At 65.9% G+C, this 13,083-nt stretch carries 10 protein-coding genes; 7 read left to right on the forward strand and 3 right to left on the reverse strand.

What is annotated here, in order from left to right:
• Positions 1-16 precede the first annotated feature (16 nt).
• The 6 genes from AC3WP6_RS13695 to AC3WP6_RS13720 are packed head-to-tail and all read left to right on the forward strand — an operon-like array spanning position 17 to position 6,977.
• Positions 17-2,455 (forward strand): LPS-assembly protein LptD, encoded by a 2,439-nt coding sequence (locus tag AC3WP6_RS13695; RefSeq protein ID WP_492628168.1) that lies wholly within the window; start codon positions 17-19, stop codon positions 2,453-2,455.
• A gap of 31 nt (positions 2,456-2,486) precedes the next feature.
• A complete protein-coding gene (locus AC3WP6_RS13700; protein ID WP_492628169.1) occupies positions 2,487-3,854 on the forward strand; it encodes a peptidylprolyl isomerase in 1,368 nt (455 codons plus the stop codon).
• Between the two features lie 14 nt (positions 3,855-3,868).
• Entirely contained in the window at positions 3,869-4,864 is a 996-nt protein-coding gene (pdxA, locus tag AC3WP6_RS13705; protein ID WP_492628170.1) for a 4-hydroxythreonine-4-phosphate dehydrogenase PdxA, read from the forward strand.
• A 24-nt stretch (positions 4,865-4,888) separates the two neighbouring features.
• Complete coding sequence (gene rsmA, locus AC3WP6_RS13710) at positions 4,889-5,686, forward strand: 16S rRNA (adenine(1518)-N(6)/adenine(1519)-N(6))-dimethyltransferase RsmA (RefSeq protein WP_492628171.1); 798 nt, start codon at positions 4,889-4,891, stop codon at positions 5,684-5,686.
• 45 nt (positions 5,687-5,731) lie between these two features.
• Complete coding sequence (gene apaG / locus AC3WP6_RS13715; protein ID WP_492628172.1) at positions 5,732-6,115, forward strand: Co2+/Mg2+ efflux protein ApaG; 384 nt, start codon at positions 5,732-5,734, stop codon at positions 6,113-6,115.
• Positions 6,116-6,125: 10 nt separating this feature from the next.
• Positions 6,126-6,977, forward strand: coding sequence for a symmetrical bis(5'-nucleosyl)-tetraphosphatase (locus AC3WP6_RS13720; protein WP_492628173.1), 852 nt, complete (start codon positions 6,126-6,128; stop codon positions 6,975-6,977).
• Between the two features lie 175 nt (positions 6,978-7,152).
• On the opposite strand, the gene secA is transcribed toward AC3WP6_RS13720, so the two are convergent.
• On the reverse strand, positions 7,153-9,888 hold the full coding sequence (secA, locus tag AC3WP6_RS13725; RefSeq protein WP_492628174.1) for a preprotein translocase subunit SecA: 2,736 nt from the start codon (positions 9,886-9,888) through the stop codon (positions 7,153-7,155).
• Between the two features lie 190 nt (positions 9,889-10,078).
• On the opposite strand from secA, the gene AC3WP6_RS13730 reads away from it, so the two are divergent.
• Positions 10,079-10,537, forward strand: coding sequence for a DciA family protein (locus AC3WP6_RS13730; protein ID WP_492628175.1), 459 nt, complete (start codon positions 10,079-10,081; stop codon positions 10,535-10,537).
• Positions 10,538-10,583: 46 nt separating this feature from the next.
• On the opposite strand, the gene lpxC is transcribed toward AC3WP6_RS13730, so the two are convergent.
• Positions 10,584-11,498: a UDP-3-O-acyl-N-acetylglucosamine deacetylase gene (gene lpxC, locus AC3WP6_RS13735; RefSeq protein ID WP_492628176.1), complete on the reverse strand. Its 915-nt coding sequence runs from the start codon at positions 11,496-11,498 to the stop codon at positions 10,584-10,586.
• 357 nt (positions 11,499-11,855) lie between these two features.
• Positions 11,856-13,031, reverse strand: a complete 1,176-nt coding sequence (ftsZ, locus tag AC3WP6_RS13740; protein WP_492628177.1) for a cell division protein FtsZ — start codon at positions 13,029-13,031, stop codon at positions 11,856-11,858.
• Between the last annotated feature and the right edge of the window lie 52 nt (positions 13,032-13,083).

Consider the following 13,083-nt stretch of genomic DNA (forward strand, 5'->3'; position numbering starts at 1 on the left):
TCGTTGGACTTCCATTGTGACGCGCTCGTTCCCTCGCCGCCGCCTGCTGGCCATTGCGGCCGCCCTTGCCTTGGTTGGCGGCCAGGCCGACGCCGCCGGCAGCAGCTTCGGGCAGCAGCCCAAACCCGCGCGCGATGGCGGCGTGGCGGCGTGCCCGCTTGGTTCCTTCCATTGCGCGCCGCGTCCGTACAACTACGCGATGTGCCGGCCCAACGCGATGCTCGGGTTCTACGATCCCACGCTCAGCCGCGACAGCAGTGCGCGCGCCACCAGCCAGACCCTGGTCACCGCGCAGCACATCGACAGCTCGAACCAGGACGTCTACCACCTCGAAGGCAACGCACGCTTCGACCGTGCCGACCAGCAGCTCAGCGCCGACAGCATCGACTACAACAACACCACCAGCGACTACGACGCGCGCGGCAACGTGCATTACCAGGATGCCGGACAACTGCTGGCGGCCAGCCGCGTACACGGCAACAACGACGCCTCCACCGGCGTCGCCAGCGACGTGCGCTACCAGATGCTCGCTGCGCGCGGCAACGGCGCCGCCAGCCAGGCGCAAATGTTCGACGCCGACCGCACGCGCTACTCGCAGGCCAGCTATTCGACCTGCGACGTGGGCCACCACCTGTGGGAGTTCCGCGGCAAGTCGATCACGGTCAACAAGGAGACCGGTCGCGGCGTGGCGCGCAACGCCACCTTTCGCGTGGGCAGCCTGCCGCTGATCTACCTGCCCTGGTTCAGCTTCCCGGTGGACAACCGGCGCATGACCGGTTTCCTGTACCCGACCTTCGGCCATAGCAGCCGTTCGGGCTACTACGCCAGCGTGCCGTATTACCTGAACCTTGCGCCCAACTACGACGCCACGCTCGACCCGCGCATCTATACCCTGCGCGGCCCGATGCTGGGCGCCGAGTTCCGCTATCTCCTGCCCGGTTCGCACGGCACGTTCAACGCGCAATATTTGGCGAACGACCGTGGCCCGAACGACCTCGGCACCACGGCCAACACCGCCGACACCAACCGTTATCGCGTCACCTTCAGCGATACCACGCAGCTGTGGCAGAGCTGGAATTTCACCACCGCGATCGACCGCAGCTCGGACAACAACTTCTATTACGACTTCGGCAACAACCTTGGCGGCTCGCCGGTCTACGCGCTCACCTCGAACGCGCAGATCGCCGGCGGCGGCAAGTGGTGGAACGCTTCGGTGGGCGGCACCGCCTACCAGAACATGAACCCGTTCCTCACCGACGCCTCGCTGCCGTACCGCCAGCTGCCGTACGCCAACTTCAATCTCGACCTGCCGCTCTCGCGCTGGTTCGAGTTCGGCATGCAGAATCAGTACGTGGCGTTTCGCAAGCCGGGCCACGTCGAAGGCGGCCGCGCGGATATCGAGCCCTGGCTGGCCGCCGATTTCGGCGCGCCCGGATGGTTTGTGCGCCCGCGCGTGGCGTGGCGCTATACCGGCTACCGGCTCTCCAACGGCTACCAGCGCTACGGCTACTTCGGCGCGCTCGCCAACGGCGTCACCACGCCGTTCACGAACCGCTCGCCAAGCCGCTCGCTGCCGATCGTGAGCGTGGACAGCGGCCTCGTATTCGACCGCAACGCCTCGCTGTTCGGATCGAGCTACACCCAAACGCTGGAGCCGCGGCTGTATTACCTCTACGTGTCGTACCGCAACCAGGACGCGCAGCCGCTGTTCGACACCAATCGAATGAGTTTCGACTACTGGCAGCTCTTCTCCACCAACCAATTCTCCGGCGCCGACCGCCAGATGAACGCCAACAACCTCACCGCAGCGCTGACCACGCGCCTGCTCGACGACGGCGGCGTCGAACGCCTGTCCGCCAGCATCGGCCAGATCCACTACTTCACCCCGCAGCGGGTGCAACTGCCCAACAGCGCGAACACCAGCAGGCCGGCCACCGACTGGGTGCATTCGGCCTACGTCGCACAGCTCGATCTGCAACTTTCCGACCGCTGGCGGCTGTCCAGCGCCTACCAGTGGAGCCCGAACACGCGCGAAACCGACATGGCGATGCTGCAACTGCAAGGGCGGTTGGGGGCGGACGGCGTGGTCAACTTTGCCTACCGCTACCGCCGCGGGCTGATGGAACAATACAGTGCCTCCGCGGTCTACCCGCTTACCGACCGCTGGCGCCTGATCGGCGCATGGACTTACGCGGAGCCGGTCAAGGGTGTCGTCAACTCCTTGCACGGCACCGTCGAAGCGCTGGCTGGCGTCGAGTTCGACAGTTGCTGCGTCACCTTGCGCCTGGTCGACCGCAGCTACGTCAACCAGAGCTACTACGGCACCACCCCGGCACCGGGACAGACCAACTTGCGCGACAACGCGGTGATGTTCGAGGTCGTGTTCAAGGGGCTGGGCTCGACCGGCGGCCAGATCGACCCGCTGTTGCGCCGTGATATTCTCGGCTATCAATAATCCGCTGCACCTACCCCGGCTGCTCTTCCTGATGAAGCGATTCCTTGCCCTGCTCCTGCCCGCCGTTGCGCTGGCCTTGCCCGTCCACGCGCAGCTGCTCAACCAGGCCGCTCCGGCGGCCGCCAAGCCCGGCGAGGTGCAACCGCTGGACCGCATCGTGGCCGTGGTCAACGAGGACGTGATCCTGCAGAGCGCACTCGACAACGCGGTGCACTCGATCCAGCAGCAGTACGCCGGCAAATCCGGCCAGCTGCCGCCGCTCAACGTGCTGCAGCAGCAGGTGCTCGATCGCCTGGTGCTGATGAAACTGCAGTTGCAGAAGGCCGACGATCAGGGCATTCGCGTCGCCGACACCGACGTCGACCAGGCGGTGGGCGAAGTGGCCGCGCAGAACAAAATGACTGCCGATCAATTGCGCGCCGCCGTGCAGCGCAACGGCGAGGATTTCGCCGCGTTCCGCCAGCAGATTGCCGAGCAGCTCACCGTGCAGCGCCTGCACCAGAGCGTGGTGCGCGACCAGGTATCAGTCACCGACAGCGAAATCGACAACCTGCTCACCAGCCCCGCCTACAAGGCCGGCGAAGTGCACCTGGCGCACATCCAGATCAGCACTCCATCCGGTGCCGATGCCGCCCAGATCCAGGCCGCCGGCGCCAAGGCCGAGGCCGCTCTCAAGGCGATCCAGGGCGGGATGGATTTCAACGCCGCGGCCATCCGCTACTCCGACGCCCCCGACGCGCTTGACGGCGGCGACCTCGGCTGGCGGCGCATGGACGAGATTCCGTCCGCGTTTGCCGACACCATCGCCAACATGAAGCCCGGTCAGGTCAGCGCTGCGCTGCGTGGTCCGACCGGCTTCCACATCCTCAAGCTGGTGGGCGAGCGGGCATCCTCCAAGCGGATCATGACCGAGTACCACTTGCGCCAGATCCTCATTAAGCCAAGCGAGCTCCTGACGCCGGCACAGGCACAACAGAAGGCCGACGAGCTCTACACCCGGCTCACCACCAAGCAGGCCGACTTCGCCAAGCTGGCCAAGGACGACTCCGCGGACGACACCAGCGCCAACCTCGGCGGCGACATGGGCTGGATCACCCAGCAGGCCGCTGGCAGCGCCATTGCGCAGCAGCTCGGCCAGCTCAAGGATGGCGAAGTCTCGCATCCGTTCCAGACCAGCGCCGGCTGGGTGATCGTGAAACTCGAAGGCACGCGCCAGAGCGATCTCACCACCCAGATGGAACGCGACCAGGCGCGACAGGCAATCGGCAACCGCAAGGCCGAGCAGGTGTACGACGACTTCCTGCGCGACCTGCGTGCCAACGCCTACGTGCACGTGCTGGTGCCGGCACTGCGCGACGACAACAACACGCCGCCGAGCGCCGGCGCGCAAGCTTCCTGAGCGCGGCCACGCGCATGTCGTTGCCGCGGCTTGCCATCACTGCCGGCGAGCCGGCCGGCGTCGGTCCGGAGCTGATCGCACGCCTGGCGGCCATGCCGATCGCCGCCGATCTCATTGCCATCACCGATCGCGATCTGCTTGCCCGCGCCGCGGCGCGCTGCCACCTCGCCCTCGACCTGTACGACGACGACGGGCGTGCACTCGACACGCGGCCCACCGGCGCCTTGCGCGTGCACCACGTGCCGCTGGGTGCCACCGAAAACCCGGGCCACCCCGATGCACGCAACGGCGCGCACGTGATCGCCACGCTCGGCGCAGCCGCCGACGGCTGCATGGCCGGCCGCTACGCCGCCGTGGTCACCGCGCCGCTGCAAAAAGCCACGGTGATCGAGGCCGGCTTCGCGGATTTCACCGGGCACACCGAGTTCTTCGCCCAGCGCGCGCACTGCGACGTGGTGATGATGCTGGCGAGCCCCGAGCTGCGCGTCACGCTGGCCACCACCCACCTGCCGCTGCGTGAAGTGCCGGGTGCGATCACCCATGCGCTGCTCGAACGCTGCCTGCGCATCGTGCACCATGCCCTGCACACGCAGTTCGGCATTGCCGCGCCGCGCATCGCCGTGCTGGGGCTCAACCCGCACGCCGGCGAGAACGGCCACCTCGGTCGCGAGGAACTGGATCTCATCATTCCGCTGCTGGACGCGCTGCGCGCCGAAGGCATGCAGCTCATCGGTCCGTTACCGGCCGACACCGCCTTCGTGCCGGCACAGCGCGCACGCTACGACGCGGTGCTCGCGATGTACCACGACCAGGCGCTGCCGGTGCTGAAAAGCGAGGCTTTCGACCGCACCGTGAACATGACGCTCGGCCTGCCCTTCATCCGCACCTCGGTCGACCATGGCACCGCGCTCGACCTCGCCGGCACCGGCACGGCCGATCCCGCCAGCCTGCTCGCTGCAGCCACGATGGCGATGGCTCTCGTCGCCCGCTCCGCTCCCTCTCAGCACTGAGGGGCCGCCCTCACGAAAAGCCCCATGAGCGCCCGCCCCAAGAAAAGCTTCGGCCAGCACTTCCTGCACGACACGCGCTACATCGACGACATCGTGCGCGCGATTGCACCAAAGGCAGACGACACGCTGGTGGAAATCGGCCCTGGCGAAGGCGCGCTGACCTTGCCGCTACTGGCGGCCGCGGGCACGCTCACCGCGATCGAGCTGGATACCGACTTGATCCCCGCGCTCATGGCGCGCGCAGCGCCCGTCGGGTTGCTAACGCTGCTGCAGGCCGATGTGCTGAAGGTGGATTTTGGCGCCCTTGCGCGCGAACGCGGCGGTGCACCGTTGCGCATTGCCGGCAACCTGCCGTACTACATTTCCAGCCCGATCCTGTTCCACTGCATCGCACACGCGACCGCCATCCGGGACATGCATTTCATGCTGCAAAAAGAAGTGGTCGACCGCATGGCGGCCGCACCCGGCAGCAAGGTGTATGGACGCCTGTCGGTGATGCTGCAGCTCGCCTGCCACGTGGTTCCCCTGTTCGAGGTGCCGCCGGCGGCGTTCCGCCCGCCGCCCAAGGTGGACTCCGCCGTGGTGCGGCTGGTGCCGCGTGCTGCGCACGAGTTGCCGGCAGTCGACGCCGAAATGCTGCAGCAACTGGTCAAGGCCGCGTTCGGCCAGCGGCGCAAGACCTTGGGCAACGCGCTGCGCGGGGTGCTCGACGCCACCGCGATCCGCACCGTCGGCATCGATCCGCAAGCGCGCGCCGAAGCATTGGCACCTGCCGATTTCGTGCGCCTCGCGCAGCAATACGCCGCACTGCGCACCGCCTGATCTGCAACCGCCGCTTCGCGCGGCGCACGCCGTACAATCATCGGCATGAAACTGAAAGATCCCTACACGATCGACGTGCAGGTACAAACCCGCTTCGTGTCCGAGCAATCGCGACCACACGACAACCGTTACGTGTTTGCCTACACCATCACGCTGCGCAACGAGGGCAGCGTGCCGGCGCAGCTGCTGGCGCGGCATTGGGTCATCACCGACGCCAATGGCAAGGTGGAAGAAGTGCGCGGCGACGGGGTGGTGGGCGAGCAGCCGTGGATGCGGCCGGGCGACGATTTCGAGTACACCTCCGGCGCGGTGCTGGAAACCCCGGTCGGCACCATGGGCGGCACTTACCAGATGCTGGCGGACGACGGCACCCGGTTCGACGCGCAGATCCCGCGCTTCACGCTGTCCATCCCGCGCACCTTGCACTAGGGCAGCGCGCATGGCCACTTACGCGATCGGCGACGTGCAGGGATGCTACCCGGAGCTGCAGCGTCTGCTGGAAAAAATCCATTTTGATCCCGCCGCCGACCAGCTCTGGTTCTGCGGCGATCTGGTCAACCGCGGCGGGCAATCGCTGGCCACTCTGCGGTTGATCCACAGCCTGCGCGAGCACACCGTCATCACCCTCGGCAACCATGACCTGAGCCTTCTGGCGATCGCGATGCGCAAGCCCGAGGCCCAGGCCAAGGTCAACCCCGAGCTGCGCGAAGTGCTGTACGCCGAAGACGCACCGGTGCTGCTTGAATGGCTGCGCATGCAAAAGCTGCTGCATCACGACGAGGCGCTCGGCTGGACCATGATCCACGCCGGGCTGGCGCCGCAATGGACGCTGCGGCAGGCGCAGAAAGCCGCGCAGGACGTTGAGCGCGAGCTGTCCAGCCCGCGTCACGGACGCATCCTCAAGAACCTGTTCGGCAATCGCCCGGCCGGCTGGTCGAACCGCCTGCAGGGGCTGGATCGCCAGCGCGCGGCGATCAATCTCCTGACCCGCATGCGTTTCTGCGACGTCAACGGTCGTATCGACTTCGATGCCAAGGGCGAACCGGGCAGTCAGCGCCCCGGCCTGTATCCCTGGTTTGCCGTGCCCGGCATGCGCCATCGCGCGACGCAGATCGTATGCGGCCACTGGTCGGCGCTGGGTCGTTTCGCCGGCCTTGGCGTGCACGCGATCGACACCGGTTGCGTGTGGGGCGGCCAGCTCACCGCGTTGCAGATCGACCTCGATGAGCCGCGCTACATCACTGTCAACGCGGAACCGTACCGCCAACGACCACCCGGCGGCGGGGACTGACAGGCCGCCAAAGGCGAGCTGTCAGCGATCCATGCGTGGATCGCACGTTGCGCCGCCGCGCACCAGTACAGGCTTCTGCTTCGCGCCGGGCTAACCGAAGACCCACGGCGCAAGCCATCCCATGCAGACGCTCCCGTGAAGAACTCCGCCTCGGCGGAGTTCCCTGTGGCTCACGTCAGTTCAGCTGCCCGTGACAGTGCTTGTACTTCTTGCCCGAGCCGCATGGGCACGGATCGTTGCGCCCGACGCGCGGGACCGCATTGGCCTGCGCGAGATGCATGGTGCCGGCCGCCGCCGCGACTGCGGCCGGATCGGCTTCGAGGCCGCCGCCTTCCGGCGCGCCGCCGCCACTGGCCAGCATCTGCCGCTGCAGGCGCTCGGCCAGGCGTTGCTGCTCGGCCTCCATCGCGGCCACTTCCTCTTCGCTGCGGATGCGGATGCGCGCCAGCATCTGCACCACGTCGGCCTTGATGCGATCGAGCATTTCGGAGAACAGGCGGAACGACTCGCGCTTGAACGCCTGCTTCGGGTCCTGCTGCGCATAGCCCACGAGATAGATGCCTTGGCGCAGGTAATCCATGTTGGCCAGGTGTTCTTTCCACGCATTGTCGACCACGGTCAACATGATGTGCTTTTCAAGCGCGCGCATGGTTTCCGCACCGACCTGCGCCTCCTTCGCCGTGAACAGCTCGTCGAGCTTTTCGCGCACATGGTTCAGCAGCATCTGCGAATCCATTTCCGACTGGCTTTCGAGCCACTTCGGCAACTCAAGCGCAAGGCCGAATTTGGATTCCAGCTCGCGATTCAGGCCGGGGATATCCCACTGCTCGTCGATCGAATCGGGTGGCACGAAATTGCGCACCATGGTTTCGATCACGTCCTGACGGATGTCCGCGACGGTGGCCGAGACATCGTCGCCCTCGAGCAGCTCGTTGCGCTGCCCGTAGATCACCTTGCGCTGGTCGTTGGCGACATCGTCGAATTCGAGCAGGTGCTTGCGGATGTCGAAGTTGTGCTGCTCGACCTTGCGCTGCGCCTTCTCGATCTGGCGCGAGATCATCTTGTCCTCGAGCGCGTCGTCCTCCTTCATGCCGAAACGCTTCATCCAGCGCACCAGGCCTTCGCCGCCGAAGATGCGCAGGAGGTTGTCTTCCATCGACAGGTAGAAACGCGAAGAGCCGGGATCGCCCTGACGGCCGGAACGACCGCGCAGCTGGTTGTCGATGCGGCGCGACTCGTGCCGCTCGGTGCCGATGATGTGCAGGCCGCCGGCAACCAGCACCTCTTCGTGGCGCTGCTGCCATGCCGCCTTGATCTTGGCGCGGTCGGCGTCGGTTGCCCCCGCCGGCAGCGCCGCCAACTCGGCCTCGAGGCTGCCGCCGAGCACAATGTCGGTACCGCGGCCGGCCATGTTGGTGGCAATCGTGACCTGCCCCGGCCGCCCGGCCTGGGCGACGATCTGCGCTTCGCGCTCATGCTGCTTGGCGTTCAGCACCTCATGCACGACGTGCGCCTTGTCGAGCTGCCCGGAGAGCAGTTCGGAGACCTCGATCGAGGTGGTGCCGACCAGCACCGGCTGCCTGCGTGCGTGGCAGGCCTTGATGTCCTCGATCACCGAGTTGTACTTGGCCTGCTGGCCGAGGAACACGAGGTCGGGGTTGTCCTTGCGGATCATCGGCTTGTTGGTGGGAATCACCACCACTTCCAGCCCGTAGATGCTCTGGAACTCGTAGGCCTCGGTGTCCGCGGTGCCGGTCATGCCGGACAGCTTCTTGTACATGCGGAACAGGTTCTGGAAGGTGACCGTGGCCAGCGTCTGGTTCTCGCGCTGGATCGGCACGCCCTCCTTCGCCTCCACTGCCTGGTGCAGACCGTCGGACCAGCGCCGGCCCGGCAAGGTGCGGCCGGTGAACTCGTCGACAATGATCACTTCGCCGTCGCGTACGATGTAATCCACATCGAGCTGGTAAATCGCATTCGCGCGCAACGCGGCGTTCAAGTGATGCACGACAGCGAGGTTCTTGGCGTCATACAGGCTGCTGTCGGCGGTGATGACGCCGGCTTCGTGCAGATATTCCTCGGCGTGCTCCATGCCGTCTTCGGACAGATGCACCTGCTTCTGCTTTTCGTCGACCCAGAAGTCGCCTTCGCCTTCCTCTTCCTTCTGACGCGTCATGCGCGGCACGATCTTGTTGACCGCGAGGTAGAGCTGCGGGGAGTCCTCGGCGGGGCCGGAAATGATGAGCGGTGTGCGCGCCTCGTCGATCAGGATCGAATCCACCTCGTCGACAATGGCGTAGTTGAGGCCGCGCTGATAGCGCTGCTCCTTGGAAAGCGCCATGTTGTCGCGCAGGTAGTCAAAACCGAACTCGTTGTTGGTGCCGTAGGTAATGTCGGCGGCATACGCCTTGGGCTTGTCGGCGTGATCCATGCCCGGCCACACCACATCGGTGGTAAGGCCGAGAAAACCGTACAGGGCGCCCATCTGCGCGGCGTCGCGCCGCGCCAGGTAGTCGTTCACGGTGACCACGTGCACGCCCTTGCCGGCGAGCGCATTCAAGTACACCGGCAGCGTGGCGACCAGGGTCTTGCCTTCGCCGGTGCGCATCTCGGCGATCTTGCCCTGATGCAGCACGATGCCGCCGACCAGCTGCACGTCGTAGTGGCGCATGCCGAGCACGCGCTTGGCGCCCTCGCGCACGGTGGCAAATGCCTCCGGCAGGAGCTTTTCCAGCGATTCACCCTGGGCAAAACGTTCCTTGAACGCAGCCGTCTTGCCGCGCAGCTCGTCATCGGTCAATTTCTCGAACTCGGGCTCGAGCGCGTTGATGCGTCCGACGGTTCGATGCAACTGGCGCACGACGCGTTCGTTGCGGCTGCCGAAAAGGCTGGTAAGGGCACGATTGAGCATCGAATTTCCGGGTGGATGAGACAACGGCCCGCAACGCGGGCCAATCGAGCATGTTACTACACGCCCACTTTCGACATGCCGCGCGCGGCACCGTGTTCCCCGGTGGCGACGCGACACGCGCTTTTCAAGGTGAGGTGCCTGCCGGGTACGCCGCTATGATGTGCGGGTCACGTCTGCCGAGCCGCCATCCATGTCCCGCGCCCGTTCGCCTGCTTCCGGCCCGCGTGCCCTGGGCGCGTGCGGTGCCTTTGCGAGCCTCGCACGCCGCAGCGCCACGCTGGATGCGCTCGATCGCGCCTTGCGCCAAACCCTGCCGTTGCCGCTGCGCGACGAGGTGCGGTTTGCCAATCGGCGCGGCACGCGTCTGGTGTTCCTCGCCAGCTCGCCCGCCTGGGCCACACGCCTGCGCCTGATGCAGGGTTCGATCTTCGCCGCCGCGCACAGCCTCGATGTCGCGGCCGACACGCTGATCGTGAAAGTGACCCCGCTACCGCGGATCACGCTGGAGGCGCCACCGGCACGCATCCTGTCGGACCGCGCGGCGGCCCACCTGCGTGCGGTCGCCGCCACCGCCAGCGACCCCGAATGGCGCGCGCTCTACGACCGCCTTGCAGCGACCGCGACGCCATCCGATACCCCAAAACGCTGACCGCCGCATCTTGCGATGCGGCGGTCGGAAGCAACCCGCAATGCGATCAAATCGCCTGCGCGGGATGGATGTAGGAGATCGGCGACACCGCCGGCTCCTCCTTGAAGCTGACCTCTTCCCAGGCGGAAGCATCGGCCACCAAGGTACGCAGCAATTTGTTGTTGAGCTCGTGGCCCGACTTGTGCGCGTTATAGGCGCCGATCAGGCTGTGACCCAGGAGGTACAAATCGCCGATGGCGTCCAGAATCTTGTGTTTGACGAACTCGTCTTCGTAGCGCAAGCCGTCTTCGTTCAGCACACGGTAGTCGTCGAGCACTACGGCGTTGTCCATCGAACCACCCAGCGCGAGGTTGTGCTCGCGCAGCATTTCGATGTCGCGCATGAAGCCGAAGGTGCGCGCACGGCTGACTTCCTTCACGAACGAGGTGGTGGAGAAGTCGATCTCGGCGTGCGAGGTGCGCTTGGAGATGATCGGGTGGTTGAACTCGATCGAGAAGCCGACCTTGAAGCCCTCAAACGGCTCGAAGCTGGCCCACTTGTCGCCTTCCTGCACCTTCAACGGCTTTTTGATCCGGATGAAGCGCTTGGCGACGTTCTGCTCCTCAATGCCAGCCGACTGCAGCAGAAACACGAAGGGGCCGGCGCTGCCGTCCATGATCGGCACTTCGGGCGCGGAGAGGTCGACATAGGCATTGTCGATGCCCAACCCGGCCATCGCGGAAAGGAGATGCTCCACCGTCGCCACCCGCACTTCGCCGTTCATCAGCGTGGTGGAGAGGCGGGTGTCGCCCACGTTGTCCTGCCGTGCGCGCAGTTCCACCGGCGGGTTCAGGTCGGTGCGACGGAACACGATGCCGGTGTTTGGTGCGGCCGGACGCAACGTCATGTACACCTTGTCACCGGTGTGCAAGCCGACGCCGGTGGCGCGGATGACGTTTTTTAGTGTGCGCTGCTTGATCATCGTCGTTGTTACCTGCCAAGTAGCAGCCAGTCAGGGAACGGATGCTAACACAGTTTTAACTAGCTGCAATAGCAAACCGTACCGTACAGTCTGGTGTGCGTTCAGGCACCTGTCGAGGTGGCCCTGCCGGCGGCACGCCCGGTGCCAAATGGCACGAGGCACGACACGACAACCGGATAGCAGGACGGGAATCCGCTATCCGGTGCCGGAGCGCGCATCAGGCCTGCGCCCGAGGTGCGCTCATGTGCCGTCCCGGCACATCGTCCGTTGGCAAACGACATCAACGCGGCAAGCCACGCCGCGTGCACACGCGCGTAACAAACGACGCGCACCGTTGCCGATGCGTATCGCCGGTGGTCAGTCGGCCTGCCGACGCAGGAACGCCGGAATGTCGAGGTAACCCGCATCCTGCTGCGCGGCGGGGGTTTCCGCACGCGGGCCGGCATGCATGCTGGGATCGGCCTGGGCGTAGTCCACCACTTCGTTGCCGGTGCCGGTGCGCAGCACGACCGGACGCGGGCGCGCCCGCATTTCGATCTGCTTGGTCTCGGCCGCGCGCACGGTACGCGAGGCCGGGGCGCGGTTGAGGCCGGTGGCCACCACGGTGACCCGAACTTCGTCCTTCAGCTCGGAGTCGAGCGAGGTGCCGATCACCACCGTAGCGTCCTCGCTGGCGAAGTCGTGCACGATGCGGCCAATCTCGTCGAACTCGCGCATGGTGAGGTTCGGGCCGGCGGTGACGTTGACCAGGATGCCGCAGGCGCCGTTGAGGTTCACGTCTTCCAGCAGCGGATTCTTGATCGCCGCCTCGGCGGCGGCCTGCGCGCGGTCGTCGCCGCTGGCGGTGCCCGAGCCCATCATGGCCAGGCCCATCTCGCTCATCACAGTGCGCACATCGGCAAAGTCGACGTTGATCAGACCGGGAGCCGTGATCAGGTCGGCAATGCCCTGCACCGCGCCTTGCAGCACGTTGTTCGCGGCCTTGAACGCATTAATAAGCGTGACGTCGCGGCCAAGCACGGTGAGCAGCTTCTCGTTCGGCACGGTGATCAGCGAGTCGACGTGCTGGGAGAGGTCCTCAATGCCCTTGTTCGCCACCTGCATGCGCCGCCGGCCCTCGAACGGGAACGGCTTGGTGACCACCGCCACGGTGAGGATGCCTTTTTCCTTCGCCAGCTGGGCGAAGACCGGCGCGGCGCCGGTGCCGGTACCGCCACCCATGCCGGCGGTGATGAAGACCATGTCGGCGCCGTCGAGCATGGCCTCGATCGCTTCGCGGTCTTCGAGCGCAGCCTGGCGGCCGACTTCCGGGTTGGCGCCGGCACCGAGGCCCTTGGTGACATTGGCGCCCAGCTGCAGGTGCGTACGCGAGTTGCAACTGCCCATGGCCTGGGCGTCGGTGTTGGCCACCACGAACTCCACGCCTTCGATATTGGCGTTGATCATGTGCGCCACGGCATTGCCGCCACCGCCGCCGACACCGATCACCTTGATAACCGCATTGGGTGCGAGTTTCTCGATCAGTTCAAACATTTCCCGTCCTCCACAGTTTGTTGTCGTTGTAACCGCGGTGCGTCTCCTGTCG

The organism is Rhodanobacter sp. FW106-HT46G03 (genome assembly GCF_058789895.1).

Excerpts from the sequence above, each read along its gene's own strand:
- AC3WP6_RS13700 (WP_492628169.1), top strand. The coding sequence starts at position 2,487 with ATGAAGCGATTCCTTGCCCTGCTCCTGCCCGCCGTTGCGCTGGCCTTG.
- pdxA (WP_492628170.1), top strand. The coding sequence starts at position 3,869 with ATGTCGTTGCCGCGGCTTGCCATCACTGCCGGCGAGCCGGCCGGCGTC.
- rsmA (WP_492628171.1), top strand. The coding sequence starts at position 4,889 with ATGAGCGCCCGCCCCAAGAAAAGCTTCGGCCAGCACTTCCTGCACGAC.
- apaG (WP_492628172.1), top strand. The coding sequence starts at position 5,732 with ATGAAACTGAAAGATCCCTACACGATCGACGTGCAGGTACAAACCCGC.
- AC3WP6_RS13720 (WP_492628173.1), top strand. The coding sequence starts at position 6,126 with ATGGCCACTTACGCGATCGGCGACGTGCAGGGATGCTACCCGGAGCTG.
- secA (WP_492628174.1), bottom strand. The coding sequence starts at position 9,888 with ATGCTCAATCGTGCCCTTACCAGCCTTTTCGGCAGCCGCAACGAACGC.
- AC3WP6_RS13730 (WP_492628175.1), top strand. The coding sequence starts at position 10,079 with ATGTCCCGCGCCCGTTCGCCTGCTTCCGGCCCGCGTGCCCTGGGCGCG.
- lpxC (WP_492628176.1), bottom strand. The coding sequence starts at position 11,498 with ATGATCAAGCAGCGCACACTAAAAAACGTCATCCGCGCCACCGGCGTC.
- ftsZ (WP_492628177.1), bottom strand. The coding sequence starts at position 13,031 with ATGTTTGAACTGATCGAGAAACTCGCACCCAATGCGGTTATCAAGGTG.